This is a genomic window from Paenibacillus sp. UNC499MF (genome assembly GCF_900107975.1).
GTDB lineage: Bacteria > Bacillota > Bacilli > Paenibacillales > NBRC-103111 > Paenibacillus_F.
On the sequence record NZ_FNVF01000001.1, the window covers coordinates 590,756 to 617,355 of the forward strand.

31 protein-coding genes are annotated in these 26,600 nt (G+C 52.8%); all 31 read left to right on the forward strand.

The window, feature by feature from the left end; translation table 11 throughout:
- Positions 1 to 4: 4 nt before the first annotated feature.
- The 31 genes from fliJ (at position 5) to rpsB (ending at position 26,592) form a co-directional block, all read left to right on the forward strand.
- Complete coding sequence (gene fliJ / locus C4S74_RS02680) at positions 5 to 451, forward strand: flagellar export protein FliJ (RefSeq protein WP_103993806.1); 447 nt, start codon at positions 5 to 7, stop codon at positions 449 to 451.
- A gap of 24 nt (positions 452 to 475) precedes the next feature.
- Positions 476 to 1,378 (forward strand): magnesium transporter MgtE N-terminal domain-containing protein, encoded by a 903-nt coding sequence (locus C4S74_RS02685; RefSeq protein ID WP_103993807.1) that lies wholly within the window; start codon positions 476 to 478, stop codon positions 1,376 to 1,378.
- Positions 1,379 to 1,409: 31 nt separating this feature from the next.
- On the forward strand, positions 1,410 to 2,807 hold the full coding sequence (locus C4S74_RS02690) for a flagellar hook-length control protein FliK (RefSeq protein ID WP_103993808.1): 1,398 nt from the start codon (positions 1,410 to 1,412) through the stop codon (positions 2,805 to 2,807).
- A 40-nt stretch (positions 2,808 to 2,847) separates the two neighbouring features.
- Entirely contained in the window at positions 2,848 to 3,309 is a 462-nt protein-coding gene (locus C4S74_RS02695) for a flagellar hook capping FlgD N-terminal domain-containing protein (protein ID WP_103993809.1), read from the forward strand.
- Positions 3,306 to 3,680 (forward strand): TIGR02530 family flagellar biosynthesis protein, encoded by a 375-nt coding sequence (locus C4S74_RS02700; protein ID WP_103993810.1) that lies wholly within the window; start codon positions 3,306 to 3,308, stop codon positions 3,678 to 3,680. The genes C4S74_RS02695 and C4S74_RS02700 overlap by 4 nt, the downstream gene beginning before the upstream one ends.
- Before the next feature lie 120 nt (positions 3,681 to 3,800).
- Positions 3,801 to 4,631: a flagellar basal body rod protein FlgG gene (flgG, locus tag C4S74_RS02705; RefSeq protein ID WP_103993811.1), complete on the forward strand. Its 831-nt coding sequence runs from the start codon at positions 3,801 to 3,803 to the stop codon at positions 4,629 to 4,631.
- Between the two features lie 62 nt (positions 4,632 to 4,693).
- Positions 4,694 to 4,915, forward strand: a complete 222-nt coding sequence (locus C4S74_RS02710) for a flagellar FlbD family protein (RefSeq protein WP_103993812.1) — start codon at positions 4,694 to 4,696, stop codon at positions 4,913 to 4,915.
- A complete protein-coding gene (locus C4S74_RS02715; RefSeq protein ID WP_103993813.1) occupies positions 4,915 to 5,361 on the forward strand; it encodes a flagellar basal body-associated FliL family protein in 447 nt (148 codons plus the stop codon). The genes C4S74_RS02710 and C4S74_RS02715 overlap by 1 nt, the downstream gene beginning before the upstream one ends.
- 41 nt (positions 5,362 to 5,402) lie before the next feature.
- Positions 5,403 to 6,401, forward strand: coding sequence for a flagellar motor switch protein FliM (gene fliM / locus C4S74_RS02720; RefSeq protein ID WP_103993814.1), 999 nt, complete (start codon positions 5,403 to 5,405; stop codon positions 6,399 to 6,401).
- Complete coding sequence (gene fliY, locus C4S74_RS02725) at positions 6,391 to 7,677, forward strand: flagellar motor switch phosphatase FliY (protein ID WP_103993815.1); 1,287 nt, start codon at positions 6,391 to 6,393, stop codon at positions 7,675 to 7,677. The genes fliM and fliY overlap by 11 nt, the downstream gene beginning before the upstream one ends.
- 26 nt (positions 7,678 to 7,703) lie before the next feature.
- Positions 7,704 to 8,066 (forward strand): response regulator, encoded by a 363-nt coding sequence (locus C4S74_RS02730; RefSeq protein ID WP_103993816.1) that lies wholly within the window; start codon positions 7,704 to 7,706, stop codon positions 8,064 to 8,066.
- Between the two features lie 34 nt (positions 8,067 to 8,100).
- A complete protein-coding gene (fliO, locus tag C4S74_RS02735; protein WP_103993817.1) occupies positions 8,101 to 8,745 on the forward strand; it encodes a flagellar biosynthetic protein FliO in 645 nt (214 codons plus the stop codon).
- Positions 8,732 to 9,508 carry a flagellar type III secretion system pore protein FliP gene (fliP, locus tag C4S74_RS02740; protein WP_103993818.1) on the forward strand — a complete coding sequence of 259 codons (777 nt, stop codon included), beginning with the start codon at positions 8,732 to 8,734 and terminating at the stop codon, positions 9,506 to 9,508. The genes fliO and fliP overlap by 14 nt, the downstream gene beginning before the upstream one ends.
- A gap of 25 nt (positions 9,509 to 9,533) precedes the next feature.
- Entirely contained in the window at positions 9,534 to 9,803 is a 270-nt protein-coding gene (fliQ, locus tag C4S74_RS02745) for a flagellar biosynthesis protein FliQ (protein ID WP_009676755.1), read from the forward strand.
- A gap of 6 nt (positions 9,804 to 9,809) precedes the next feature.
- Positions 9,810 to 10,607, forward strand: coding sequence for a flagellar biosynthetic protein FliR (gene fliR, locus C4S74_RS02750; RefSeq protein ID WP_103993819.1), 798 nt, complete (start codon positions 9,810 to 9,812; stop codon positions 10,605 to 10,607).
- Positions 10,608 to 10,635: 28 nt separating this feature from the next.
- Positions 10,636 to 11,733, forward strand: coding sequence for a flagellar biosynthesis protein FlhB (gene flhB / locus C4S74_RS02755; RefSeq protein ID WP_103993820.1), 1,098 nt, complete (start codon positions 10,636 to 10,638; stop codon positions 11,731 to 11,733).
- A 15-nt stretch (positions 11,734 to 11,748) separates the two neighbouring features.
- The gene (gene flhA / locus C4S74_RS02760) at positions 11,749 to 13,782 is read left to right on the forward strand and encodes a flagellar biosynthesis protein FlhA (RefSeq protein WP_103993821.1); all 2,034 of its coding nucleotides are present in this window, start codon (positions 11,749 to 11,751) and stop codon (positions 13,780 to 13,782) included.
- The gene (gene flhF / locus C4S74_RS02765; RefSeq protein ID WP_103993822.1) at positions 13,779 to 15,587 is read left to right on the forward strand and encodes a flagellar biosynthesis protein FlhF; all 1,809 of its coding nucleotides are present in this window, start codon (positions 13,779 to 13,781) and stop codon (positions 15,585 to 15,587) included. Before flhA ends, flhF begins: the two co-directional genes overlap by 4 nt.
- Positions 15,580 to 16,476, forward strand: a complete 897-nt coding sequence (locus tag C4S74_RS02770) for a MinD/ParA family protein (protein WP_103993823.1) — start codon at positions 15,580 to 15,582, stop codon at positions 16,474 to 16,476. The genes flhF and C4S74_RS02770 overlap by 8 nt, the downstream gene beginning before the upstream one ends.
- A 36-nt stretch (positions 16,477 to 16,512) precedes the next feature.
- Positions 16,513 to 17,679 carry a chemotaxis response regulator protein-glutamate methylesterase gene (locus C4S74_RS02775; protein WP_103993824.1) on the forward strand — a complete coding sequence of 389 codons (1,167 nt, stop codon included), beginning with the start codon at positions 16,513 to 16,515 and terminating at the stop codon, positions 17,677 to 17,679.
- 36 nt (positions 17,680 to 17,715) lie between these two features.
- Positions 17,716 to 19,791: a chemotaxis protein CheA gene (locus C4S74_RS02780; protein ID WP_103993825.1), complete on the forward strand. Its 2,076-nt coding sequence runs from the start codon at positions 17,716 to 17,718 to the stop codon at positions 19,789 to 19,791.
- Between the two features lie 23 nt (positions 19,792 to 19,814).
- Positions 19,815 to 20,276: a chemotaxis protein CheW gene (locus C4S74_RS02785; protein WP_103993826.1), complete on the forward strand. Its 462-nt coding sequence runs from the start codon at positions 19,815 to 19,817 to the stop codon at positions 20,274 to 20,276.
- A 4-nt stretch (positions 20,277 to 20,280) separates the two neighbouring features.
- Complete coding sequence (locus C4S74_RS02790) at positions 20,281 to 20,919, forward strand: chemotaxis protein CheC (RefSeq protein WP_103993827.1); 639 nt, start codon at positions 20,281 to 20,283, stop codon at positions 20,917 to 20,919.
- Complete coding sequence (locus C4S74_RS02795) at positions 20,897 to 21,391, forward strand: chemotaxis protein CheD (RefSeq protein WP_103993828.1); 495 nt, start codon at positions 20,897 to 20,899, stop codon at positions 21,389 to 21,391. The genes C4S74_RS02790 and C4S74_RS02795 overlap by 23 nt, the downstream gene beginning before the upstream one ends.
- 2 nt (positions 21,392 to 21,393) lie before the next feature.
- Entirely contained in the window at positions 21,394 to 21,810 is a 417-nt protein-coding gene (locus C4S74_RS02800) for a hypothetical protein (RefSeq protein WP_103993829.1), read from the forward strand.
- Positions 21,811 to 21,825: 15 nt separating this feature from the next.
- Complete coding sequence (locus tag C4S74_RS02805; protein WP_009676771.1) at positions 21,826 to 22,608, forward strand: FliA/WhiG family RNA polymerase sigma factor; 783 nt, start codon at positions 21,826 to 21,828, stop codon at positions 22,606 to 22,608.
- A gap of 29 nt (positions 22,609 to 22,637) precedes the next feature.
- On the forward strand, positions 22,638 to 24,050 hold the full coding sequence (locus C4S74_RS02810) for a DUF342 domain-containing protein (RefSeq protein WP_103993830.1): 1,413 nt from the start codon (positions 22,638 to 22,640) through the stop codon (positions 24,048 to 24,050).
- Between the two features lie 51 nt (positions 24,051 to 24,101).
- Complete coding sequence (locus C4S74_RS02815) at positions 24,102 to 24,422, forward strand: hypothetical protein (RefSeq protein WP_103993831.1); 321 nt, start codon at positions 24,102 to 24,104, stop codon at positions 24,420 to 24,422.
- A gap of 30 nt (positions 24,423 to 24,452) precedes the next feature.
- Positions 24,453 to 25,103 (forward strand): hypothetical protein, encoded by a 651-nt coding sequence (locus tag C4S74_RS02820; protein WP_103993832.1) that lies wholly within the window; start codon positions 24,453 to 24,455, stop codon positions 25,101 to 25,103.
- Positions 25,090 to 25,602 carry a hypothetical protein gene (locus C4S74_RS02825; protein WP_103993833.1) on the forward strand — a complete coding sequence of 171 codons (513 nt, stop codon included), beginning with the start codon at positions 25,090 to 25,092 and terminating at the stop codon, positions 25,600 to 25,602. The genes C4S74_RS02820 and C4S74_RS02825 overlap by 14 nt, the downstream gene beginning before the upstream one ends.
- Before the next feature lie 291 nt (positions 25,603 to 25,893).
- A complete protein-coding gene (rpsB, locus tag C4S74_RS02830) occupies positions 25,894 to 26,592 on the forward strand; it encodes a 30S ribosomal protein S2 (RefSeq protein WP_009676777.1) in 699 nt (232 codons plus the stop codon).
- The last annotated feature ends 8 nt before the right edge of the window (positions 26,593 to 26,600 follow it).

The window sequence follows — 26,600 nt, forward strand, 5'->3', positions numbered from 1 at the left end:
TAATATGAAATTCCAGTATGCGTTTCAGCAGATCGTAAATTTGAAAAATAATGAGCGTTCGCAGGCGGAGTGGAATCTTTCTACTGCCATCGGCAACCTGAATCACGAAGAAAGCTCTCTTCAAGAGCTGGTTCGTCTCAAGAACGAAGCCCAGGAGAAAATGCTGGAAGCTTCCATGCGGCCGGTTTCCATGCTGGAGATTCGTCAGCTGCAGTCTTATGTGGATCACATCGAGCATCTGATTGCGCGCAAGCGTCACGATGTCTCCAAAGCCCAGCGCCATGTGAATCAGAACAGAGACCTCCTGAACGACAAAATGGTCGACGAGAAAGTCTGGACGAAAGCGCGGGATAAAGCGTTGGAGCAGTTTACCGGTTTTGTTCTGAAAAAGGAGCAAGAGGCGCTGGACGAAATTGCATCCAACCGGCATATCCGGTTGTCCTATCAGTAAACCCGCACGAAAGGAGGAGGCGTCATGGAAGAAACAGGCACAGAGTCGTCCTCGGGCGGTAAATTGGAACGTTTTCTGGTCTGGTTTCTGATCCCGTTCGTGTTTACGGCCGTTCTTCTTGGTGTTCTTCTATCCGTTTTTGATTACGATGTGATGAAAACTGTCCAGCGGACGCTGAACAAAATCCCGGTGGTGGGGGAAATGATTCCCCTGCCGAAAGAGGATGCGGAAAGCACCCCCGCAGCTAAAGGGACGGAAGAAGATGCAGTAAAGACGAAAACGAAAGAAATCGAGCAGTTGAACAGCAAGGTGCAGGAACTTAAAACAGAGCTGGACAAAGCGGATCAGACGAGTGCCCAGAAGGATAAAACGATTCTGGATCTCAAACAGCAAAAGGCCGAGCTGGAAGATAAAGAGCTGGCCAAGCAGGACGAAGAGTACGACAAAAAAGTACGGGAGCTTGCCTCGGTTTATGCGAAAATGATGCCGAGCAAGGCGGCGCAAATCATTCAAAACCTGAGCCCGCAGGAAACGATCCTCGTTCTGAATGCGATGAAAACAGACGAGCGGGTGAAGGTGCTCGAAAAAATGGACCCGAAGAAAGCGGCCGACGCTTCGATCGCACTAAAGGACCTCACTTCTTCGCAGGATCAAAAGATCGCGGCTCTCCAGGATCGGCTCGTTCTCCAGCAAAAGCCGGATTCCGCACAAAAGAAGATGACTTCGGCTGAGCTGAGCCAGACGTTCGCGTCGATGGACGCTTCCAAAGCCGCGAAAGTATTAACCGATATGTACGGTAAGAACTCGGGTCAGGTGTTAACGATCCTGAGGGAGATGGATACGAGCAAGCGAGCCGCTTTAATGGGCGAAATCGCTGGCATCAGCAAGGAAACCGCCGCTTCCATTACCGGCAATCTGGTTCCATAGATTTTTAATGAAAGGAGGTGAATATAAAAACATGGAAATGCCAGTAGCAAGCACGACTCCGTCCGCACCGTCGGCAGGATCTACGGCGGTTAAAGCGGGAACGGCAAAGACTACAGCAGCGGCTGCGACATCAGCAGGAAGCGGCAAGGGCGATGCGGGAACTTTCCAAGAGGTGATGAGCGGCCAGCTTCAGAAAGAAGCGGTTGGGGACAATGCCAGCCCCGTCGATTCCATCCTGGCCGGCCTGCTTCAAGTGATTCCTTTCCTCCCGGTATCCGTTCAGGAAGCTTTGAGCGATATGGAAGGTCAAACGGGAACGGAAGGAATGGCGGACCTTTTGCTCAGCAGTATTCAGAGCAGTCCGGAGCTGTTCAGTCAGCTCAGCCAGTCCGATGCGATGCAGCAGTGGACGAACAATGCTTCAGCTCTGCTTCAACTGTTAAGCGGGACGCAGCAAACCGGGCTTCAGGCTGTTCAGCTTGATAACGGTGATGCTTCATTGAAACTGCAAAAGACCGTTTTGGATTTGACGGCGATGCTTAAGCAGCAGCCGGATCATCCTGTTCTGCAGCAGCTGTCAGCGGAATTCAAGCAGCTCGTAGAAGCGGCCCTGCCGTCGCTAGTAAACCAGCAGGCGGGTACAGCCGGCAAAACAGCGGCCAAGGCGGCTGAACAAGCGGACTTAGTAATCCCTGCGGGTGCGGCCGACAGTGATCCTGATGCAGCGGCACCGGTTATGACCGTTATGAAGACGGGCAGCGCCAAAGCTTCACTGGAATTGCTGGCTGCAAGAACCGGCGTCTGGAATACGGTGAGACAAGCGGCTCACGAAACCGTTGAAACCGCACAGACATCCACTTCCCCGGCATCCGAAAATGAGCCGGCAGCAAACGGTCTGACAGGTCTGCAAGAAGGCATGAAGACGGCTCTTCCTGAGCAGGCGGCTAAAGCGGCGGCTCCCACGATTTCGGCTCAAAATTTCGCTCAAGAACTGAGTCAGTTCATGGTTAAACGCATGAGTCTGAAGATGGGGAACGGCTTCTCGGAAGCTAAGCTTTCGCTCCGGCCTCAGCATTTGGGAACCATCGACGTGGTCCTGACAATGCAAAACGGACAACTGGTTGCCCAGTTTACAGCGGATACGGCGCTGGGAAAAGAGCTTCTCGAAAGCCAACTCGCACACTTGAGACAATCCCTGCATAGTCAAGGCGTTCAGGTAGACAAAATGGAAGTCGGCCAAAACACGATGTCTTCCACGATGTTCCAAGATTCCAGACAACAGCAGTCTTCGCAGCAGTTTCTACAGCAGCGCGGCGGCGGCGGAAACCAGAACAATTCCGAAGAGATGACAGAGTGGAACGAAGAGCTGAAAATTTTGGAGGAAACGAGAAAAGCGGCTTTGGGAAATTCCTTCGAAACCTCGGCTTAATCGAGATTGACATAACTCAGCTTAGATAGGAGGTGCAGCAATGGCAGAACTTTGGGGAGATTTGAGCAAAACGGGCTCAACAACGAGTACGGCAAGCGCGGCCTCGAAAGCCAAAGACAAGAAAGACGGCTCGATCCTCGGCAAGGATGATTTCCTTAAAATCCTGATCACCCAGCTTCAAAATCAGGATCCTATGCAGCCTATGCAGGATAAAGAGTTTGTGGCGCAAATGGCCCAGTTCACTTCGGTTGAGCAGTTGTCGAATATGGCGTCCGAAATGAAATTGCTCCGTTCTTCGCTCGGATTCACTTCGAGTCTGATCGGGAAAGACATCAGCTGGATGAGCAAAACGGACAGCGGCGAAACGGTGATGGCCGACGGAGTCGTCGAGTCTATTATCGTCCGGGACGGTGTGCAGTACGCGACGGTAGGCGGGAAAGAAGTCAAGCTGGAGGAAGTTCTTAAGATAGAAAACTCCAAGCCGGCGGTTCCTGCGCCATGACCGAACGTATTACGGTAGGAAGACTATATCCCACTCCGCCGGCACCTCTTCAGCGAAACGGTAGTCCGAGAACGGCTGCGGGACGCTCCGAATTCGATCAGCTTCTGCACAGCGAACTGGTCAAGTTCAGTCATCATGCGGAGACACGCTTAAAACAGCGTGGAATTCAAATCGACAACGAGCAGTTAACCAAGCTTGAGCATGCGATTGATAAAGCGGCTGCCAAGGGCGCCAAAGATACGCTCATGGTGCTTGGAGGAACGGCTCTCATCGTAAACGTCCCGAACCGGACGGTAATTACGGCATTGGACGGAGCCAAGCTGCAGGATCAGGTTTTTACGCAAATAGACAGTGCTGTCATCATTTCATAGAACTTTACACACCAAAGCGGGCCGGACCTAGGCAGGAGGCCCTGAAAGCTGCGGACCGATAGAAGCGGCTTTAAAGGAAGATGCCCACCCAGGCGGGCGACATAAGAGGAGGAACAACAAATGTTAAGATCCATGTACTCCGGTATTTCGGGTATGCGCGGTTTTCAGACAAAGCTGGATGTAATCGGCAATAACATTGCCAACGTGAACACGACAGGCTTCAAAAAAGGAAGGGTCATGTTCCAGGACATTCTGAGTCAGACGGTATCAGGCGTAACGGCTCCGGACGGAGGAGGCACGCAAGGCGGGGTCAATGCCAAGCAGGTCGGTCTTGGCGTTGCGACGGCAGCCATCGATACGATTCATACCGGCGGAAGCGCAATGACGACCAACGTTCCTACCGATTTGCGTATTGACGGGAACGGATTCTTCGCGGTTGGATCGGCTGCAATGGGTGATGTCCCGACCTACTATACTCGTGCAGGGAACTTTACGGTAGATGCGGATAATTTCATCGTGAATCCGGATGGATTGTATCTGTTATCCACTGCCGGAGAGCCTATCCAATTGGACGCAGCAGCTACTAAGTTTTCTATTTCCCAGGACGGAAAAATTGTACAGGTAATTAATGGAGTTCCTGAGGTTTCCGATTATAACATTGCAGTCGTTAAATTCGCCAATCCCGGCGGCTTAACGAAAGCCGGTGGAAATCTGTACGAATATTCTCCGAATGCCGCTATGGAACCTATTACTGATCTGGCCGACTGGACGCCGGCTAACGAAGCGACAGGCACAGGCTCTATCATCGCCGGACAGCTGGAAATGTCCAACGTCGATCTGACCGAGGAGTTTTCCGAAATGATCGTGTCTCAGCGCGGCTTCCAGGCGAACTCCCGGATTATCACTACGTCGGATGAAATTTTGCAAGAGATCGTTAACCTGAAACGCTAATAATAGGCAAAGGTAAAAGGTAAGGGGGCCTGGTCCCCCTCCTGGAACCTATGGAGGGAACCATGGTACGTTTGACCCGAATGAACGGCAAGCCGTTAGTGATCAACGCGCTTATGATTGAAATGATGGAAGAAACACCGGACACCGTGATTACGTTGATTAACGGAAAGAAAATTATGGTCCTTGAAAAAGAGGCAGCGGTCACAGAGATGGTGGAACAATTTTTGAAACGGATCGGTGCGGTGCAAGCAACGATCAAGTCGGCGAATACGGAGGGCTTGTAGTGCTTAAAAATCGATTTTTTCTGATGCTGGTTTCTATTCTTGTCGCCATCACATTAGTCTTGACGGCTGCATTCGTTTTATGGACGGTTATGGACAATAAATCGGAATCCGCCGGTGAAGAGAAGGTTCAAACGTCGGCAGAGATCAAAGAAAATACCGTCATTATGAAAGACATTACGACAAACCTGGCCAGTCAGGGCAGCTTCGTGAAAATCAGTCTGGCTTTTGAGCTGGAAAACAAAAAAGCAAAAACGGATTTCGAAAATCTGATTGATTCCCGTATCAAAGGAACAATCATCCGGACTCTTTCTGACATGAACTCCGATCAGATTTCAGGCAGCAAAGGGCAGGATAACTTGACCACCGCACTGATTAACAAGCTTAATCCGCTTCTTAATGAAGGAAAAATAAGGCGCATTAATATTACCGATATTGTACTTGAGTAGCCTTTTACATAGATCGGATACGCACAAAGGGGGTGACTCTTATGGTTGATGTTATGTCACAGAATGAAATCGACGCTCTTCTGGCAGCTCTCTCTTCCGGTGAAATGGATGCAGAGGAACTCAAGAAAGAAGATACGCAGCGAAAAGTCCGATTATATGATTTCAAACGGGCCGTACGCTTTTCCAAAGACCATATCCGGAGCTTGACCCGGATTCATGAAAACTTTGCCCGGTACTTGACGACTTATTTCTCGGCACAGCTAAGAACGTTTGTCCAGATCAATGTCGTTCAGGTCGAACAGCTTCCTTATGATGAGTTTATCCGCTCGATTCCCAAAATGACGATCTTGAACATTTTTGAAGCAGAGCCATTAGAGGGAAGAATGGTTCTGGAAGTACACCCGAACGTGGCGTACGCGATGCTGGACAGGCTGCTTGGCGGTGTCGGCGTGTCTCCTCAGAAAATTTCGGCTTTGACTGAAATCGAGACGATCGTGATGGAGCGGATTTTCAGCCGGGCGTTTGAGAGCCTCCAGGAAGCATGGAAGACGATTATCGATCTTTCTCCGCGGCTTGAAGCCCTGGAAACGAACCCGCAGTTTATGCAGATCGTTTCCCCCAATGAAACTATCGCGCTGATCTCGCTAAGTACCAAAATCGGCGACACGACCGGGATGATCAACCTGTGTATCCCGCATGTCGTTATCGAGCCGATCATGCCCCGCCTGTCGGTGCACCACTGGTTTGTGTCCCAGAAGAAAAGCCGGGCTCCCGAGGAAGTCGAAATTTTGCAGGACAGGCTGACTCAGGCCAAGCTGCCCATTATCGCAGAGCTGGGAGAATCGCAGATTACGATTCACGAGTTTCTGAATCTGCAGCCCGGGGATGTTATTACTTTGAACAAGCCGGTAAACGAGCCTCTGCACATCAAAGTCGGCGAGAAGCTTAAATTTACAGGCAGCGCTGGTACAACCAAGAGCAAAATGGCCGTTCAAATCGGCGAAATTGTAAATGAAGGAGCAGAAGAACATGACGAGTAAAGATTATTTGTCGCAGGAGGAAATAGACGCGCTGTTGAAGCAGGCGGTAGATGAGCGTTCCGACGATAATCCATCTTCTTCTCTTTCTTCGAATATCGATGATTACTTATCCTCGCTGGAGCAGGACGCTCTGGGAGAGATCGGCAACATCACGTTCGGAAGCGCAGCGACGGCATTATCCACTCTACTCGGCAAGAAAGTGGACATTACGACCCCTAAAGTATCGTGCATTCCGCGCGTACAGCTGGTTAACGAGTTTCCCAAACCGCACGTTGCCGTTCATGTCAACTATGTAGACGGCTTTGACGGTATCAATTTGCTCGTGATCAAGACTCGCGACGCTCAAGTCATTGCCGATCTGATGATGGGCGGAGACGGTCATGTGGAAGGCGACGAGTTGTCTGAAATTCACGTCAGCGCCGTTCAGGAAGCCATGAATCAGATGATGGGTTCGTCCGCGACTTCGATGTCCACGATATTCAACCGGTTCGTGAATATCTCCCCGCCGGGAATAGATATTTTGAATCTGTCGAATGGAGAAGGAAAACTGCCGAACGAAGACGTATTTATAAAGATATCCTTTAGACTGACAATCGGGGACCTTATCGATTCGACCATCATGCAGCTTCTTCCCGTCGATTTTTCCAAAGAAATGGTAAATATCCTGATGGGCGGGGGTTCCGAAGAGGTTCACGAAGAAACGGCGGCCGCAGTCAGCGAAGAAGTTCCGCCGCCAGCTGTCACCAGCCAGGCGCAAGCGGATCCGAACGCTCAAGCTTATCAGCAGCCGGTTCCGGAACCGCCATATACAAACCCGGCAGAAGCGCCGTATACGAATCCTTCGATGGGGGGCAACCCGATGCCGATGAATCAACCGCCTGCACAACAGTCATACGCACAGCAGCCGATGAATCACGCACCACAGGGAGGAAACTACGGAGGAATGAACAGGAATGTTAACGTACAGCCGGTCCAGTTCTCCAATCTTCAGCAGGGAGGATACAGCCAGTCGGACGACACGAACCTGAATCTGCTGCTCGATATCCCTCTGAAAGTAACGGTAGAGCTGGGAAGAACGCAGAAAGTGATCAAAGACATTTTGGAGCTTTCGCAAGGTTCGATCATCGAGCTGGACAAACTGGCCGGTGAACCGGTTGATATTCTGGTCAACAACAAATTGATCGCCAAGGGAGAAGTCGTCGTTATCGATGAGAACTTCGGCGTTCGCGTAACCGATATCGTCAGTCAGTGGGATCGCATTCAAAAAATACAATAACTATCTTTTGGGAGGATTATTTTATCATGGGGAACAGAATTTTGATCGTGGACGACGCAGCATTTATGAGAATGATGATTCGCGACATTTTAACGAAGAACGGGTATGAAGTTGTCGGTGAAGGAAACGATGGCCTGCAAGCCGTAGAAAAATTCAAAGAGCTGCGTCCCGACCTGGTGACGATGGATATCACCATGCCTGAAATGGACGGAATCAATGCGCTGAAAGAGATCAAAAAAATCGATCCTAACGCCAAAGTGATCATGTGCTCGGCGATGGGACAGCAGGCGATGGTAATCGATGCGATTCAAGCCGGCGCCAAGGATTTTATCGTGAAACCTTTCCAAGCGGACCGTGTTATCGAAGCCATTAAGAAAACAATGGGCTAAGCGTAAGCTTTTTAATAAGGAAGGAATGTGAAGCTTGAAGAAACAGGCAGGAAAGCTGCTTCTGGCAACGGCAGGACTGATCGTTCAGCTGCCGTTCTGGACTTCCGTTTGTTTTGGGACACCTGGGTCGGGCGGCAACATCGGGCCCGGTCCGGGAACAGGAGAGACGGGGAGTATGGATTCGATCGTGATGATCGGAAAAGTGATTTTCTTTCTCCTCCTTATCATCGGTCTTTTTTACGGCATTATGAAGATGTTGTCGAAAAAAAGCGGATTCCGCTTCGGACGTGCCATGCAGTCGCTGGGTGGAGTTCCACTCGGCCAAAACAAGTCGATCCAAGTCGTCGAAATCGGCGATTCGCTGTACATCGTCGGAGTCGGAGATAATATCCAGCTTCTTGAGAAAATAGCCGATGCCGGCGAGGCGGCGAGACTGAAAGAGCAAATTACGGCACAAACCCGGGCGGCAACGGAATTTATTACCGTCGGCAAATGGCTTGAAAAAATACGCAAAAAGCCAGGTGAAACTAACGCGGTGGAGGAAGAAGAGCTTACGCCGAACTTTCACCAGGTCTTTCAGGATAAACTGCAGAATGTCGCCCAGCGCAACAAAAGCGTTGAAGAATGGCTGCAGGAAGAAAACGAACAAGATCGGTTGAAGTCAAATGAGCAAAAATAAAGGAATTTTTATTATTCTGCTTGCTTTACTTGTGTTCGTCGGATGGGCAGGGGATACGGCTTATGCCGCTCCGGACCCGCAGAATCCGATTCCCGGTATAAGCGTCAACGTAGATTCGGGAAGCGGTGCTTCCGGAGCCTCCAGCACAATCAGCGTCATTTTGCTGCTGACGGTTCTGAGTCTCGCGCCTTCATTTCTGATTCTGATGACCAGCTTTACGAGAATCGTCATTGTGCTGGGGTTCGTACGCACGTCTCTCGGGACGCAGCAGATGCCGCCTAACCAGGTTTTGATCGGACTGGCCCTGTTTCTTACCCTGTTTATTATGGCACCGACGCTGGGACAGATTAACGATACGGCCGTCCAGCCCTACATGAAGGGGGAACTCAACCAGACGCAGGCTCTTCAAAAAGCGTCCGTTCCCATCAAGCAGTTCATGTGGAATCATACCCGGCCTAAAGATTTGAAGCTTTTCCTGGATTACACGAAGGCGGAGGCTCCCAAAGGAGTCGAAGACACACCGCTGACAGCCCTTGTTCCGGCTTATGCCATCAGCGAGCTGAAAACGGCGTTTCAAATGGGCTTTATGATCTTTATCCCTTTCCTGGTTATCGATATGGTTATCGCCAGTACGCTGATGGCCATGGGGATGATGATGCTGCCGCCCGTTATGATATCGCTGCCGTTCAAAATCCTGCTGTTTATTCTGGTGGACGGTTGGTATCTGGTTGTTAAATCGCTGCTCCTCAGTTACAGTACATGAACGCGGAAGCTGGAGGTCACCTAACATGAGTTCGCAATTTATCATTAAGCTGGCCGGCGAAGCGGTCTATACGGTGCTGAAAGCCAGCGCTCCGATGCTGGTGATCGCCCTTGCGGTCGGTCTTATCATCAGTATCTTTCAGGCTACGACTCAAATTCAGGAGCAGACGCTTGCATTCGTGCCGAAAATCGTGGCGGTCCTGCTTTCGGTCTTAATTTTCGGGCCCTGGATTTTGAACACGCTGGTCGACTTTACATTCAATCTGTTCAACAATCTTCATCAATATATCGGGTAGGCGGCCATGGAGCTTTGGTTTCAACTTTTGCCCAACGCTATGCTGATTTTTTGTCGAATGACCTCGTTCCTTGTCGTCGTACCGCTCTTCTCGTCCCGAAATGTGCCGAGTATGTTCAAAATCGGACTCGCTTTATTTCTGACTTTGATCGTAACGGCGGCTCAAGGGACGTCCCAGCTGGTTCCGATGGACGCGCAGTATGTCCTGCTGGTCATCCGGGAAATAATCGTCGGCCTGCTGCTCGGTTTTATCGCCTATCTGTTTTTTACGGCCGTACAGATCGCGGGTTCCTTTATCGATATGCAGATCGGACTCGGGATGGCCAACGTGATTGATCCTATGTCGGGAACCACCGTACCCTTGATGGGCAATTTGAAGTACATGCTTGCCATGCTGCTGCTGCTGAGCTTCAACGGTCATCACTTTATGCTGCAGGGCATCATGAACAGCTATGAATGGATACCGCTGTCCAACAATTTGTTTGCTCAGCTTTACGGGGGACAAATCACCGAATTTCTGGTGAAAACATTTTCGAGTGTTTTCGCTCTGTCGATGCAGCTTGCGGCCCCTGTTGTCGCAGCGATGTTTTTGACGGACCTCGGTTTGGGTTTACTGACGCGCGTCGCTCCCCAGTTCAACATTTTCGTAGTCGGGGTGCCGCTGAAGATCATCATCGGGTTTTTCCTGATCGCCCTGCTTATGCCCGAGCTGATCGGTTTGTTTCACCAATTGTTCGACCGGATGTTCGAAGCGATGCAAAAGCTGCTGAATCTAGTGGCCGGCAAAGCGCTGGAAGCTCCGTAGCACCTGTACGGGAAAGGAAAGGATACGTATGGAACCGCTCCGTTTAAAGCTGGACCTGCAGTTGTTCTCGCAAGAGAAGACGGAACCGGCGACACCGAAAAAGAGGCAGGACGCCCGTAAAAAAGGCCAAGTGGCGAAAAGTATGGAGCTGCCTGCTGCTTTTATCCTGTTCTTTTCATTTTTATCGTTTTACATGATCGGCGGATTTATGAAGGATCGGCTGATAGATCTATTCTCGGGTACGCTGAGGCATGATTTGCTGATGGATGTGACGATGGCGAATGTACGGATGTTATTTTACCGGCTGTTAATTCATTTTTTGACTATGCTGGCTCCCATTTTAATCTTGACGATGGTGATTGCCCTGGCGGGTAACTATCTTCAGATCGGAATTCTTTTTACGGGCGATCCGCTCAAAATCAAGTTGAGCAAGCTGAATCCCATTGAAGGGTTCAAAAAAATATTTTCAATGCGCTCCGCCGTGGATTTTTTGAAGTCCATGCTGAAAATGAGCGTGATCGGAATCATCGTTTATACGACGTTGTGGGACGAGAAAGAGAAGCTCCTCAGCCTCAGTCATGTGCCGCTGGAAAAATCGCTTCATTATATATGGTCCCTGACGCTTTCACTGGGGCTCAAAATCGCATTAGTTCTGGTCGTGCTTGCCTTGTTCGATTACCTGTACCAGAAGTATGAATTCGAGAAAAGCATACGGATGTCCAAGCAGGACATCAAAGACGAATACAAGAAAATGGAAGGCGATCCCCTGATCAAAGGGAAAATTCGCGAAAAACAACGCCGGATGGCCATGCAGCGGATGATGCAGGAAATTCCTACGGCGGATGTCATTATTACAAACCCGACGCATTTTGCGGTAGCCATCCGGTACGATTCGGCCAATATGCAGGCTCCTAAAGTGGTTGCGAAAGGGACGGATCACGTGGCTTTGAAAATACGCGAAATCGCGAAGGAACACGGCATTATGATTATGGAAAACAAGCCGCTTGCACGGGCGCTCTACGCTCAGGTCGATCTGGAAGAATCGATTCCGGGCGACCTGTTCCAGGCCGTAGCCGAAGTGCTGGCTTATGTATACAAAATTAAGGGCAAAGTGAAGAAAACGTAGAAAGGGGGGCCGTACATGAAACCAAAAGATTTAGTTGTACTGATCGGGGTAATCGGGATTATTTTGATGATGGTGGTGCCGATTCCAACCGCCCTCCTCGATTTTTTGCTCATTATTAACATTACGATCTCCCTGATGATTATTTTGGTCGGAATGAATACGCAGGAAGCGCTGCAGTTTTCCATTTTCCCGGCCCTGCTGCTGGTAACGACCTTGTTCCGTTTGGCACTTAACGTTTCGACGGCCAGAAATATTTTGGCTCATGCCGAAGCGGGAGCCGTAGTCGAGACGTTCGGTAACTTCGTGGCGGCGGGCAATATCGTAGTCGGATTTATCGTGTTTCTTATTCTGGTTATCGTGCAGTTTATCGTCATCACGAAAGGTTCGGAGCGCGTAGCCGAAGTGGCGGCCCGCTTTACCTTGGATGCGATGCCCGGCAAGCAGATGAGCATCGATGCCGATTTGAACGCCGGTATGATCAACGAGCAGCAGGCACGCGAGCGCCGCAGAAAAGTGGAGCGCGAAGCCGACTTCTACGGAGCCATGGACGGAGCGAGTAAATTCGTCAAAGGAGACGCGATTGCCGGAATTATCATCCTCCTGATTAACCTGATCGGGGGATTGATCATCGGGATTTCGATGAAAGGCATGTCGTTCGGAGAAGCCGGACATACGTACTCGATTCTCACCATCGGTGACGGACTGGTCAGTCAGATTCCGGCCCTGCTTATTTCAACCGCTTCCGGCATTATCGTAACGCGCGCCTCTTCGGAAGGAACGTTCAGTAACGATATCGTCGGTCAATTGACCGCCTATCCGAAGCTGCTGTATATCGTGGCGGGAACGATCGCTTTTCTGGGTATTTTCACACCGATTCATTGGTATACGACCATTCCTATCGCGGTTCTTCTCGTTTTTGCGGCAAGAAAGATGCAGCAGAACTTGAACCGGAAGCAGGTAGAAGAAGAACAGATGGTGGAAGAGCAGCAGATCGAAGAAGTACGGAGCCCGGAAAGTGTGATCAGCCTCTTGCAGGTGGATCCGATCGAATTCGAGTTCGGTTACGGTCTCATTCCGCTGGCCGACGCCCAGCAGGGCGGGGATTTGCTCGACCGGATTATTCTCATCCGCAGACAATGTGCGCTGGAGCTCGGTATCGTGGTTCCGGTTATCCGGATCCGCGACAATATTCAGCTGCGGCCTAACGAGTATATCATCAAAATTAAAGGCAATACGGTTGCGGGCGGCGAATTGCTGCTTAACCACTACTTGGCCATGAGCCCGGGATTCGAAGACGAGTCCGTTACGGGAATCGAGACGACCGAACCTGCGTTCGGACTGCCGGCCCTGTGGATCGATGAGATGACCAAAGAGCGGGCGGAGTTATCCGGATACACCGTGGTGGATCCGCCTTCCGTTGTCGCCACGCATCTCACGGAAATTATTAAAAAGCACGCCCACGAGCTTCTGGGACGTCAAGAAACCAAGACGCTTATCGACAACGTCAGGGAAGCTTATCCGGCTCTCGTGGACGATTTGATTCCGAATGTCCTGTCCATCGGCGACGTGCAGAAAGTGCTTGTGAAACTGCTCCGGGAAAAAATTTCCGTGCGCGATCTGGTTACCATCCTGGAAACGCTGGCGGATTACGGACCTTACTCCAAAGATCCGGATATTTTGACGGAATATGTGCGTCAGTCTCTCTCGAGACAAATCACACTGCAGTATTCGTCTCCGCAGGATTCGCTCCGCGTTATTACCGTAGGCCCGGGGCTGGAGAAAAAAATCGCGGATTCCGTGCAGCAGACGGATCAAGGATCGTATCTGGCTATCGACCCGTCTTCTTCGCAGGTCATTTATCACAAGCTGGGTGAGCAGGTGAGCAAAATGGTCCAGTCCGGTCACCAGCCGGTTATTCTGGCTTCACCGACGATCCGTATGTATTTGCGCCAGCTTCTGGAGCGTACCATGCAGGACATTCCGGTTTTGTCTTACAGCGAGCTTGAACCGAGTGTAGAAATTCAAAGCATGGGAGTTGTCAACTTGTGAGAGTGAAACGTTACATTGTCGATTCAATGCCGGACGCTCTTCATAAAATCCGCACCGATCTCGGTAAGGATGCCGTTATTTTAAGCACCAAAGAAGTAAAAACCGGCGGATTCCTGGGACTCTTCGGAAAAAAACGCATCGAAGTGATTGCGGCGCTGGAAGAGGGCCCGAACGGTTCAGGCAAAAGCGGCCCGGAGGGCGGGGCTCAAGCCCGCCCTTCCTCCAAAGCGGCGGCCGCCGCAGCCGTAACGGCCGTTGCCAAAGCACGTCAGGAAGAGGAAGCGGAGAAGGCGGCGGATCCGCCCCGTCCCAATAAAGAGCAGGAACTGAGGCAGAGAGAGTTTGCTGAACTGCTGCTCAGACAATCCGCCTTGCAAAATGAAACGGTTCCGGCTTACGGATCAGGAGAGAATACCGACCCCGCGGGATCGGGTCTTCTCAAGAAGCAGATCGAGGTGGAGGCAGAGACCGTCACGGGGATATCGGGGGCTTCCGCCCCCGGCCAAATGCCTGGCGGCGCGAACGGAGCGGCAACGGGCCAACGTCCGGCTCCGGCTCAGCCATCCTCGCCTCAGGCTCCCGTATCCTTCGTCGGCCAGGGCGAACGCCCGGCCGACGCCCGGTCCGCGGCGCCGGCGAATGCGGGGCAGCCCGCAGGAGAGGAAGCGCTGCCCGTAATACCGCAGCGCCCTCCGGCGGCTGCCGCAGCCGCTTACGCGCAGGCCCGGCCGGCTGCCGCAGACCAGCGGCAGAGCGCGCCGGCCCCGGCGGCGCCGCGGAGCCTGCCGCAGGCGGAGGCCGCGCCGTCCGCCGAAGCGCCGCAGACCGGCGGCTTCGCCGACGAGCAGGCCGAGGCGCTGCGCGCCGCACTGGCCGCCTCCCGCGCGGAGGCGGCTGCAGAAGCGGCCGCTGCGCAGAGCGCGGCCCGCGAGGACCTGATGCTGGCGGAGCTCCAGCATCTCAAGACCATGATGGCCGGCCTTGCCCGGCCATCCGCACAGCCCCAGCTGCCCCCCGTATGGGGGCGGCTGGAGGAGCATCTGCTGGCGCAGGAAGTGCAGCCGGACCTAGTCCGGCAGCTGATCGAAAGCGCCAGAAGAGATCTTGCCGCCTCGGCCGACGAGGCGGATGCGCGGCAGGCGGCGGAAGCGGTTCGCAAGCGGATGCTTGCATTGTTCCCGCCGCCGCAGGGCAAGCCGATCTCGGCGGACTCCAAGATCGTCCATATCGTCGGGCCGACCGGTGTCGGTAAGACGACGACGATCGCGAAGCTGGCGGCCGATCAGGTGCTGAAGCAGCGCCGCAAAGTCGGGCTGATCACTTCCGACACCTACCGGATAGCCGCGATCGAACAGCTTCGCACGTACGCGAATATTTTGGACGTTCCGGTGGAAGTGGTTTTTTCCCCGGCCGATCTGACGAGAGCGCTGCACAATTTGCGGGAGGCCGACGTAATCTTCATGGATACCGCCGGACGCAATTTCCGCAACGAGATGTACGTGTCCGAGCTTAATACACTGATCAGGCACCAGGGGCCGAGCGAAACGATTCTGGTGCTCAGCCTGACATCAAAATACAGCGATATGAAAGCCATTACCGCTAACTTTTCCAAGTTTAAAGTAGATAAAGTCCTTTTTACTAAAATGGACGAAACGTATTCGTACGGCGCCATGCTGAATTTGCTGGATGAATTTCCGATCCGGCTTTCCTACGTGACGGACGGGCAAAACGTCCCCGATGACATCATGGTCGCGGACGAAAACCGGATTGTCGATGCGGTGCTGGAGGGTTACTCGTATGAGTGACCAAGCCCAGGAACTGCGTAATCTGATTCGTTTGAGGCATGAGAAAGATGCGCCGTCCCCGGGCGGCGCGCTGACCGGCGGGCCCGAGCGCAAGACGCGCATTATTACCGTTACAAGCGGCAAGGGCGGGGTAGGGAAATCGAATTTCACGTTAAATTTCGGACTCTGCCTGCAGGCCAGGGGATACAAGACGCTCATATTCGATGCCGACATCGGGTTTGCCAACATTGACGTGCTGATGGGGATTTCCTCTAAAGCCAACCTGCTTCATTTAATAAAAGGGGAAAAAACGATCGGCGAGCTCGTTCAGACAGGACCTAAAGGGCTGCAGTTTATCGCAGGGGGCTCAGGGCTTTACGATCTGGTGAGGCTGTCGGACTCCGAAGCGGATTCTTTTACCGAGCAGATCCAGGAACTTGGCGGCATGGCCGACTTTATTCTGTTCGATACGGGAGCCGGACTATCCAAGGAAACCCAGCGGTTCATTGCCGCCGCCCAGGAAACGCTCGTGGTTACGACGCCGGAGCCCACGTCCATTACGGACGCGTATGCGCTTATTAAAATGGTCCGCAGCGAAGATCCCGGCGTAGCCTTCAAGCTCGTGGTGAATCGGGCCGCTCACGGCCGGGAGGCCAGAGAAACGGCCGAGAAGATCGCCATGGTGGCCCGCCGCTTTCTGTCCGTCGAGCTTCAGACACTGGGATTCGTTGAGGACGATCATCATGTATCGCGGGCCGTTAAGGAGCAGACACCTTTTACGATCGCTTATCCGAATTCTCCAGCCGCCAAAAGTATGAATGTCCTAGTCGACCAATTTCTGGGCCAGCAGCCCAAAGCGGATTCAACCGGCGGATTTAAAGGTTTCCTCAGCCGGCTGATCGGCCGCTAATTTACTCACATCTAGAGCCAATTCAGGAGGGACCCTATGGAGCCGTACCGTATTCTGGTAGTCGACGATTCGGTATTCATGAGGAAGATCATTACGGATCTGATCGAAGAAGACCCCAATTTCCGTGTTGTAGCCGTCGCGAAGAACGGTGCGGAAGCCGTAGACAAAACAAAAGAGCTGAAACCGCACGCGGTTACGATGGATATTGAAATGCCCGAAATGAACGGGCTGGAAGCGCTCGAACGCATTATGGCCGCCACTCCGACGCCCGTCATTATGCTGAGTTCTCTGACCATGTCGGGAGCGGCTGAAACGATCCGGGCGCTTGAACTCGGTGCGATCGACTTTATCCGGAAACCGTCGGGTTCGATTTCGCTGGATTTATTTAAGGTCAAGCAGCTTTTGCATGAAAAGCTAAGAATAGCGGTCAAAACCCGTATGCAGTACCAGCCGCCGATCGAACCGGCGAAACGGCCCGAGCGATTCGTTCAGCCGCCCGCTCCGTTCGTCAAGCCTTCGCCGGCAGCGGAGGTCCCTCGCAGGCCTGCCGCTTCGCCGCAAGAGGCGGGAAAGCCCGCAGGCGCTGCCGGCGCCGGCGGCTTGAGAGGCTTTCAGCATCTTGTGGCGATCGGCACGTCGACCGGAGGACCCAGAGCGCTGCAGAAAGTACTGAGCGGCCTGCCGGCGGATTTTCCGGCTCCGGTTCTTATCGTCCAGCATATGCCTCCGAATTTCACGAAGTCGCTGTCCCAGCGTCTGAACGACCAATGTGCCGTTCGGGTAGTGGAAGCGGAGGAAGCCCAGCTGCTCGAAGCCGGCACGGCTTATGTCGCTCCCGGCGGGCTGCATATGACCGTTGTCAGGGGCGACGACAAGAAGTACCGGATTTCTTTGAGCAAGAGCGAGCCGGTATCCGGACACCGTCCTTCCGTGGACAAGCTTTTTCAATCCCTGCTTCTTTTAAAGGAGCTGACCCGGCACGCCGTTATTATGACAGGGATGGGCAGTGACGGAGCGAGAACGATCGGTGAACTAAGAAAGGACGGAGCGGCGACCACGATTGCCGAGTCCGAAGAGACTTGCGTCGTATACGGTATGCCGCGAGTCGCGGTGGAGAACGGAGCCGCCATGTTTGTCCTTCCTCTGGGAGATATCGCTCCGAAGCTCGTCGAACGGGTGACGGATAAAAACGGCAGCCGCTAAAGAAAGTACTCGTTAAATTGACGGAGGTGCAGTTCTGTGGAGTTGAACCAATATTTATCGATGTTCATCGACGAATCGAAAGAACATCTGCAGGCTCTTAATGACAACATGCTCAGCCTGGAAAACAGTCCCGACAACATAGATATCGTTCATAATATTTTCCGCTCGGCACACACACTTAAAGGCATGTCCGCGACGATGGGCTTCGAAGACCTGGCGTCGCTGACTCACGAAATGGAAAACGTGCTGGACCTGGTACGGAATCTGAAGCTGAAAATGGACCCGTTCATTTTCGATAGCCTTTTCCAAAGTTTGGACGCTCTTGAATCGATGGTTGAAGATATCGTTCAGGGCGGTACGGGTAAAGCCGATGTTACGGCGATTGTCGCGGCATTGAAATCCATAGTGAGCGGGGACTATCTCAAAACCGCTCCTTCCGCAGGGGGAAGCGCCGGTGCGCAGGGCCAGGAAGAGAGCGTTACCGCTTTGGACCAGTTCCAGCTCTCGGTGCTCCAGCAATCGATTGACGCCAGCATGCAGGTGTTTTACATCGAGGTTACCGTCCGGGAAGATTGCGTTCTGAAAGCGGCCCGCGCCTACATGGTGTTCGAGATTCTGGAGCGTTCCGGCGAAGTTATCAAAGCGACGCCTTCCGTTCAGGAAATCGAGCAGGAGAAATTCGACCGTACTTTCTCCGTGTATTACATAGCCAACGTCGGGAAAGCCGATCTGGAGAAAGAAATTTCGAATGTCTCCGAAATCGAGCATGTCCAGATCATCGTACTCGACCGCGAAACGCTGGACGAGATGACGGGCAGCGGAGCCGCGCAAGCGGAGGTCAAGGCCGGTGAAGCCCAGGCGGCCGCGGCGGCCGCACCCGCTCCAGCAGCGAGACCGGCGGCGGCCAAGGAAGCAGGCGGAGCGGCCAAACCGGCAGCGGCCGGGGGCGGCGCACCCGTAGGAACCCGTACGATCCGGGTAGATATCGAGCGCCTGGATTCCCTCATGAACCTGTTCAGCGAACTGCTGATCGACAGGGTCCGTCTGGAGCAGCTGGCAGGCGAAATCAAGCGCAATGAGCTGACGGAGACGGTCGAGCATATGGCACGCGTCAGCGGCGACTTGCAGAATATCGTTCTCAAGCTGCGGATGGTACCGGTCGACACGGTCTTTAACCGGTTCCCGCGTATGATCCGGGATATCGCCAAGTCGCTGGACAAAAAAGTCGATCTCGTCATAACCGGCGCGGAAACCGAACTGGACCGCACCGTCATCGACGAAATCGGCGATCCGCTCGTGCATTTGCTGCGCAACGCGGTTGACCACGGGCTTGAAACGGTGACCCAGCGTGTGCAGAAAGGCAAAAGCGAGAGCGGTACCGTCCATCTCCGCGCTTATCACAGCGGCAACAACGTCTTCATCGAGATCGAAGATAACGGGAACGGCATCAACCGCGAAAAAGTGCTTGCGACGGCGGTCAAGAAAGGCATTGTCGCTCCGGAAATGGCGGACAAAATGAGCAATTCCGATATCGATCAGCTGCTCTTCGCATCCGGTTTCAGCACCGCGGACGTAATCTCGGATATTTCGGGCCGCGGCGTAGGCTTGGACGTGGTAAAGACGAAAATCCACTCGCTCGGCGGACATATTCATGTGGAATCCAATCCGGGCAGCGGTTCGATTTTCTCCATCAAGCTTCCGCTTACGCTCTCGATTATTTCGGCCATGCTGGTCAAAATCGGCAGCGAGAAATATGCGATCCCGCTTTCATCGATCGTGGAGACGGCTCTTATCCAGCAGACGCAGATCCGCTCGGTGCAGGGAAACCGCATGATCGATTTCAGAGGCAGCATGATTCCGCTCGTTTCGCTCAGCTCCGTTCTCGACATTCCCGACTTCAGCGAGGCCGATGAAACGGAAACAGAGGTCGTGGTCGTGCGCAAAGGTGAGAAAATGGCCGCGCTTATGGTGGAAGAATTTATCGGCCAACAGGAGATCGTCCTGAAAACATTGGGTAAATATTTTACAAAGCTGTTCGCGATTTCGGGAGCGACCATCCTCGGCGACGGTCAGGTCGCCTTGATTCTCGATACGAATGAACTCATTAAATAAATCAGGCAGAGGAGGCCGTTCAAATGGCTGAAGATAAAAAAATTATCGTATTTGCACTGGCACATGAGGAATACGGAGTAGAAGTGGATAAGGTCAAAACGATCGAACGGATGCTGCCGATGACCCGCGTTCCGAAAACGCCCGCTTTCGTCAAAGGTGTCATTAACCTCAGAGGAGTGGTTGTGCCGGTTATCGACCTTCGTTCCCGTTTTGGACTCCCGGAAACATCGTACTCCGACAATACGCGTGTCATCATCGTGGTCGTGAACGACCTTGAAGTCGGACTTATCGTCGATTCCGCTAACGACGTTATTGACCTGAACGAAGACAACATCGAGAATCCTCCCGAAGTTGTCGGCGGCATCAAGGCGAAATATCTTCACGGCATTGCCAAAATCGGAGAAGACCGCCTCCTGGTCCTCATGAACCTGGAGCAGGTTTTGAACAGGGACGAAATCATCCAGCTGGAAAAGATCGAGGCCTAAGCAAGTGGACACGTTCAGGCAGTTGGCGGATTATCAATTGGATGTGCTCAAGGAAATCGGCAACATCGGTGCCGGTCATGCGGCCACTGCTCTGTCCACCCTGCTGGACAAGCCCGTGGATATGCTCGTTCCGAAAGTTATGGTTCTTCCTTTCGAGGAAATTCCGGAAATCGTTGGCGGAGCGGAAGAGGTCGTACTCGCTATTTTTCTGCGGGTAGTCGGAGATGCTCCGGGCAATATGTTTTTTATTCTGAATCTCGAATCCGCCAAACGGATGCTGTTTTCCCTGATCGGGATGGAGCTTTCCGACAGCGGCGAGTATACGGAACTGGAAATTTCGGCATTAAACGAAATCGGCAACATCTTGGCGGGCTCGTATTTGTCCTCGCTGGCCGATTTTACACGGCTTTCTATGTCCCCGACCGTACCTTCCCTGGCCATTGATATGGCGGGTGCCATTTTAAGCTACGGATTGCTGCAGTTCGGGGAGATGGGGGATCAGGCACTGCTGATCGACACGAAGTTTCTGGAAGGAAACGAAGAAGTGCAAGGCAACTTCTTTCTTATTCCGGACCCCGAATCGTTCGGGAAATTATTTGCGGCACTAGGGGTAGAGGCACATGAATCAACAGACGATCATTAAAGTCGGTATGGCGGATCTTAATGTCGGTATGCCGGGAGGCGTGCTTAAAACGACGGGACTCGGTTCCTGCGTCGGGCTTACCTTGTTCGATGGCTTTGCTAAAGTCGGCGGAATGGCGCACGTCATGCTGCCGACATCCGAAATCGCCCGGGAAGGCACCGTCAACATTGCGAAATATGCGGATACCGCCATTCCCGAATTGATCGACCGGATGACACGTCTTGGTGCCTCAATCAATCGGATGGAAGCGAAACTGGCAGGAGGAGCTCAAATGTTCGCTTTTGCCGGAGGGGGCGATACGATGCGAATTGGACCTCGTAATGTAGAGGCTTGCAAAGATATGCTGATCAGATACAAGATTCGAGTCAAGGGTGAAGATACGGGCCAGAACTACGGAAGAACGATCGAACTTAATTGCGATACGGGCGTGCTGACGATTCGAAGCGTCCAGCACGGTCTAAAGGATTTATAGAGATGGCGGGAACGATTCGCTGGAATTTTATAGTCGGTGCCGTCTCTTTCGTCCTCACGTTTCTCCTGTCGTTAGGCAGCAACGTCTGGTTGACCACGCTGCTGCGGAGCCTGTACAGTTTTGCCATTTTGTTTATAGTCACATTCGGTTTTCGCTTTATTATGGGCCTGCTCCTTTCCGCGGGCGGATCCGCCATAAATGAAACGGCAGCGGCCCCAGTAGAAGGGTCCGCTCCGAACAAGAATCTCGGCCAGCATCTCGATCTGACCACTCCCGACGAAACCGTGCAGGAAGCGGCTGACGGAGCGGACAGGGAGGAAGCGGAATTCGCGCCGCTGCTGCCTACCAAGCTGGTTACCCGGAAGCAGCCTGACACCGAGCAATCGGTCAGAGCCCTTCGTCAAATGTCTGAAGAATAAGGACGGTGTACAGCCATGATTGATAAAAAACCTAATCTGGCGCATTTCGATACGTGGAGACAGTGGAAGCAGGGCGGTTCCAGAGAAGCCAAGCAGACGCTGATTGAAACGTACCTGCCTCTTGTCGAATACGTATCGGGCCGTTTGGCGATTGGTCTCCCCAAGAACGTTTCCAAGGAAGATCTCGGAAGCTTCGGAATTATGGGCCTGATCGACGCCGTCGAGAAGTTTGACTACGAACGCGGTCTGCAGTTCGAAACTTACGCGTCCTGGCGTATACGCGGAGCCATTATCGACGGCCTCAGACAAGGGGATTGGGTTCCCCGTTCCGTGCGCGAGAAAGCCAAGAAGATCGAGGAAGCGTATCAGAAGCTGGAGCAGAAGTACCTTCGGACCGTAACGGATGAAGAGATCAGCGATTACCTCCAGGTTACGGAGGACGAGTTTCAGCATATGCTTCAGGAAATCGCCGTGACGTCCATATGTTCCATCGACGAACCGATTCGTGAAGAAGAATCCGAAACCCGGCTTTCGCTTCTGGTGGACGAGCGCGCTAAAAATCCGGAATTTACGGTAAACGAATTTTACCTCAAAGAAACTCTTGCACGGGCGATAGAAAAATTGACGGAGAAAGAGCGGATCGTCGTCTCCCTGTTTTATTTCGAAGAACTTTCCCTGAGCGAGATTGCGGAAGTGATGAGTTTGTCGCCTTCCCGTATTTCTCAGCTTCACTCCAAAGCCATGCTGCGCTTAAGAGGCGTTTTGAGTCGATATAAAGTTCAGTTGTTTGAAAAATAGAAGCTGCCGGGAAAGGTTGACGATACAGGATGGAACGGATTTTGGAGTTGGACCAAATCATTAGGATTTCCGTCACCGACGATAAGTTGACATCCTTACTGAAGTTTGCCGATGTCGGGGATGATTTTACGGTCACGTTTGACGAGCTTCAAGGATTGGCCAGAGCGAACAGCATCGTCCACGGACTCGATACGGAGGTGCTGCTCCGCATTGCGATAGATCCTCAGCCTTATCTGCTGGCCGAAACGGTGATCGCCCGGGGCACCCCTCCCGTTAACGGAACGGACGGGTACGTCCATTATTTGTACGGCCGCAACAACGATACGCATAAACCTGTCGAGACGGAAGACGGACGCGTCGATCTTAAAGAAGTATCCACCTTGAACAACATCAACAAAGGCCAGCTGATCGGCAAAAAAATTCCTCCGACTGAGGGAACGCCGGGCAAAGCCGTAACCGGAGAGCCGCTGCAGGCCCGCGCCGGCAAGGAAGCCAGATTCAAACTGGGGAAAAATGTAGTGACGGATGCCGAGGAGAACGCCATATATGCCGCCATCGACGGGCTTGTTACCTATACGGACCGGAACAAGGTAAACGTGTTCCCCGTATACGAAGTGAACGGGGATGTGGATTACCGTACGGGGAACATCGATTTCGTCGGAACCGTCGTTATTCGCGGAAACGTAAGCCCGGGTTTCAAAATCAAAGCATCCGGGGATATCCGCATCGTGGGCGGTGTGGAAGCGGCCGAACTTGAAGCCAGCGGTTCCGTTGAGATTACTGCCGGAATCGTGGGCAGGAATAAAGCCGTAGTCCGGGCCGGGAAAAACGTGAAATCTTCTTTTATCCAGGATGCGACGGTAGAAGCGGCGGAAACGATCACCGTTTCCCAAAGTATTCTTCATTCGACCATCCGGGCGGGTAAAACCGTCGCTTGCAACGGGCCTAAAGGGCTGATCGTTGGCGGAACCGTCCAGGCGGGCGAGAAAGTGATCGCCAGAACGATCGGAAATTCCCTCTCCAATGCGACTGCTATCGAGGTGGGAGTGCTGCCGGAGCTTCGCAATGAATTGATTCAGCTTCGTTCCCAGCTCAAAGTGCTTGCGGATAACCAGTCCAAGACGGACAAAGCCCTTATTTTGCTGGACCAGCTGGCAGCGTCCGGCCAGCTCGGACCGGACAAAGTAGCGCTGCGAATTAAGCTGAATCATACAAAGCGGCAGGCGGGAGAAGAACAGCGCGAGCTTCGCGAGCGGATTTTCGAAATGGAGAAGTCGCTTGAAGATAGCGACCGTTCCAGCGTGGAAGTGATCTCTACCGTTTACGGAGGAGCCAAGATCGTGATCGGCCGCTACACGAAATTCATCAAAGATCCGATGAGTCATGTCGTGTTCCAGCTTGTTGCAGGCGATATCGGTCACAGTGCCTATATGCCAAAGTAAAAGCTCCTTGGCGAAGTCAATTACCAGCGATAATGACGAGGTGGAACTTCTATGGATATGAAACCGGTCGATTTGCAGTTCGCGGTTCACAAGAATGATCAGGCCGGCATCCGGCAGCAGCAGCTGAACCACAAGCCCGAGATGGATCAGGTGCTGTTGGGATCGGAAAATGAGAAGGCCGCCGAACATAACCGGAAAGCCAGCGAGAAAATCGGAGAGAGCGAAGAGGCTCAAATCCGCAAAGAGGGCAGGCAGAACGGCGGTCAAGGCGGACGGGGACGGCAGCAGAAGAAAGGGGCTGCTCCTCAAGAAACGGAGCCCCCTATGGCGGTTCATCCGTTTAAAGGCTCGCATATCGATTTGAGTCTGTAAGGAAGATTGGAAAGTACAGGTGATGTTAAAATGGATCCTTGGCAGATGATTGTTCTTCTCGGCCTCGTTATTGTGGTGTTTGCGGGACTGATTCCCCGCTCGGCCGCAAAAAAAGGCGGGCAGGCGCCTTCGGCCCAGCTTGTGAATGAGCTGGAAGAGAGCATGGCTCACTTCGCATCCGATCTGGAGCAGCAGAACCAGGCGCTCATCGACCTGTTCAAAGAGACGCAGAGAGAGCACAAGCTCGAAGTCGCCAAATTGACCGCCAGGCTCGAAGTGCTGGAGCGTCGCAGCGCGGAAGGAAGCGGTGCGGTGATGCGGGAGGGCCGTGACACCGGACCGGCGTTCTTCCCGCAGGACGGTCCCCGGAGCACGGAACCGCACGTCTACACGGGCCCTGCCGTGCAAACGCACGGATCCGCGCCGGCAAAGCCCCTCCCTTCGGAGAACGGGGAGCTCCGGACCGCCGAAGCCTCCGATGCCGTGCCTGCTCAGCCGCAGAATGCTCTCCGGCCGGAGCAGGAGCTGTCCGTGCGTGCCCGGTACGCGGCTCTCTTCGAGCTGCACGATCAGGGAAGATCCACGGAGCAGATCGCCAAACAGCTCGGGATGAACAAAGGGGAAGTCATGCTGATCAAGCAGCTGGCTAAACGGGAGGGACATTCCGATGAAAGCAAATAAAACGCTGCTGGTTGGAATCGGTATCGGGATGATCGCGGGCTCGGCGCTTCTTCAGCTGATGCTGTCGGCTGCCCGTCCCGTTCAGCCTTTGTCGCAAAATTCGGCCGTTTCCATTGAACAGATGGATATGAACAAGCTGAAAACCGAAGCGGGGAAGTATTATCAGGTTTTTGACAAAAACCAGCCCGTCTTCACGAAAGAGCAGCATGAACAGGAACTGCAGAAACAGCTGGAGGCGGAGAAAGCGAAAGCGTCATCCGTTCAGCCTAGTCCTTCGGCGCAGCCGCAAATAACCGCCGTCTACATTGCTCCCGGAATGAGATCCAGCCAGGTGGCCAAGATCGTTTTCGTCAGCGGATTAGTCGAGAGCCAGGAACAGTTCGAGCAGGCGATGGCGGCTAAGGCGGCGACCGGCAAGATCAAGTCGGGCGTTCATAAATTTACAGGCAAACCGGCGCTGGACGAGATCATTCAGAATCTGACCAGTAAACCCGAATAAAAATGAGGCTCTTGCATCGCGCGAGGGTCTTATTTTGCGTTCGGAAGGGAATAATGATAACGCCCGGTCAGTGTCTTTTTGCCGATTAAAAATCTTGCCGAAAGTTGTCTTCAAACGCTGTTGCATCCCGCATGCGACTTATGGTATAGTTATTGACGGTGTTAAAAACACACGACAGTTAATTCGTATAACGGTGCTTGTCCGGGCCTTGCGCACGGCGAGTTTTATACGAAGATGCGGCTGTCGGAGGAGCATTACACTAAAACCATTTTATTGAGGAGGTGTGTGAGGATGGCAGTAATTTCCATGAAGCAGCTTCTAGAAGCTGGGGTACACTTCGGTCACCAAACCCGTCGTTGGAACCCGAAAATGGACAAATACATCTTCACTGAAAGAAACGGCATTTACATTATCGATCTACAAAAAACGGTTAAAAAGGTTGAGGAAGCTTACAACTTCGTTAAATCGGTCTCCGCTGAGAACGGTACGATCATGTTCGTAGGCACCAAAAAACAAGCTCAAGATTCCGTTAAAGAAGAAGCGGAACGTTGCGGCATGTTCTACATCAACCAACGCTGGCTCGGCGGCACGCTGACCAACTTCCAAACGATTCAAAAGCGTATCAACCGTCTTAAAGAGCTTGAAAAAATGGAGCAGGACGGCACGTTCGAGCTTCTTCCTAAGAAAGAAGTTATCATCCTGAACAAGGAAAAAGATCGCCTCGATAAATTCCTCGGCGGCATCAAAGGCATGAAAGGCCTGCCTAGCGCCCTGTTCATCATTGATCCACGCAAAGAGCGTATTGCGGTTGCAGAAGCTCGCAAACTTGGTATCCCAATCGTGGGTATCGTTGACACGAACTGCGATCCGGACGAAATCGACTATGTTATCCCAGGTAATGACGACGCGATCCGCGCTGTTAAATTGCTGACCGGTAAAATGGCTGATGCCGTGATCGAAGCTAACCAAGGCGAACAAACAACGGCTTAATCGACATA

Bases quoted from the DNA above. Each gene is read 5' to 3' on its own strand.
- fliQ (WP_009676755.1), top strand. From the start codon at position 9,534: ATGAGTTCGCAATTTATCATTAAGCTGGCCGGCGAAGCGGTCTATACG.
- flhA (WP_103993821.1), top strand. From the start codon at position 11,749: ATGAAACCAAAAGATTTAGTTGTACTGATCGGGGTAATCGGGATTATT.
- C4S74_RS02700 (WP_103993810.1), top strand. From the start codon at position 3,306: ATGACCGAACGTATTACGGTAGGAAGACTATATCCCACTCCGCCGGCA.
- flgG (WP_103993811.1), top strand. From the start codon at position 3,801: ATGTTAAGATCCATGTACTCCGGTATTTCGGGTATGCGCGGTTTTCAG.
- C4S74_RS02815 (WP_103993831.1), top strand. From the start codon at position 24,102: ATGGATATGAAACCGGTCGATTTGCAGTTCGCGGTTCACAAGAATGAT.
- rpsB (WP_009676777.1), top strand. From the start codon at position 25,894: ATGGCAGTAATTTCCATGAAGCAGCTTCTAGAAGCTGGGGTACACTTC.
- C4S74_RS02775 (WP_103993824.1), top strand. From the start codon at position 16,513: ATGGAGCCGTACCGTATTCTGGTAGTCGACGATTCGGTATTCATGAGG.
- C4S74_RS02810 (WP_103993830.1), top strand. From the start codon at position 22,638: ATGGAACGGATTTTGGAGTTGGACCAAATCATTAGGATTTCCGTCACC.
- C4S74_RS02710 (WP_103993812.1), top strand. From the start codon at position 4,694: ATGGTACGTTTGACCCGAATGAACGGCAAGCCGTTAGTGATCAACGCG.
- C4S74_RS02690 (WP_103993808.1), top strand. From the start codon at position 1,410: ATGGAAATGCCAGTAGCAAGCACGACTCCGTCCGCACCGTCGGCAGGA.
- C4S74_RS02770 (WP_103993823.1), top strand. From the start codon at position 15,580: ATGAGTGACCAAGCCCAGGAACTGCGTAATCTGATTCGTTTGAGGCAT.
- fliY (WP_103993815.1), top strand. From the start codon at position 6,391: ATGACGAGTAAAGATTATTTGTCGCAGGAGGAAATAGACGCGCTGTTG.
- C4S74_RS02800 (WP_103993829.1), top strand. From the start codon at position 21,394: ATGGCGGGAACGATTCGCTGGAATTTTATAGTCGGTGCCGTCTCTTTC.
- fliP (WP_103993818.1), top strand. From the start codon at position 8,732: ATGAGCAAAAATAAAGGAATTTTTATTATTCTGCTTGCTTTACTTGTG.
- C4S74_RS02805 (WP_009676771.1), top strand. From the start codon at position 21,826: ATGATTGATAAAAAACCTAATCTGGCGCATTTCGATACGTGGAGACAG.
- C4S74_RS02795 (WP_103993828.1), top strand. From the start codon at position 20,897: ATGAATCAACAGACGATCATTAAAGTCGGTATGGCGGATCTTAATGTC.
- C4S74_RS02695 (WP_103993809.1), top strand. From the start codon at position 2,848: ATGGCAGAACTTTGGGGAGATTTGAGCAAAACGGGCTCAACAACGAGT.
- C4S74_RS02825 (WP_103993833.1), top strand. From the start codon at position 25,090: ATGAAAGCAAATAAAACGCTGCTGGTTGGAATCGGTATCGGGATGATC.
- flhB (WP_103993820.1), top strand. From the start codon at position 10,636: ATGGAACCGCTCCGTTTAAAGCTGGACCTGCAGTTGTTCTCGCAAGAG.
- C4S74_RS02730 (WP_103993816.1), top strand. From the start codon at position 7,704: ATGGGGAACAGAATTTTGATCGTGGACGACGCAGCATTTATGAGAATG.
- C4S74_RS02785 (WP_103993826.1), top strand. From the start codon at position 19,815: ATGGCTGAAGATAAAAAAATTATCGTATTTGCACTGGCACATGAGGAA.
- C4S74_RS02685 (WP_103993807.1), top strand. From the start codon at position 476: ATGGAAGAAACAGGCACAGAGTCGTCCTCGGGCGGTAAATTGGAACGT.
- fliR (WP_103993819.1), top strand. From the start codon at position 9,810: ATGGAGCTTTGGTTTCAACTTTTGCCCAACGCTATGCTGATTTTTTGT.
- C4S74_RS02820 (WP_103993832.1), top strand. From the start codon at position 24,453: ATGGATCCTTGGCAGATGATTGTTCTTCTCGGCCTCGTTATTGTGGTG.
- fliJ (WP_103993806.1), top strand. From the start codon at position 5: ATGAAATTCCAGTATGCGTTTCAGCAGATCGTAAATTTGAAAAATAAT.
- fliM (WP_103993814.1), top strand. From the start codon at position 5,403: ATGGTTGATGTTATGTCACAGAATGAAATCGACGCTCTTCTGGCAGCT.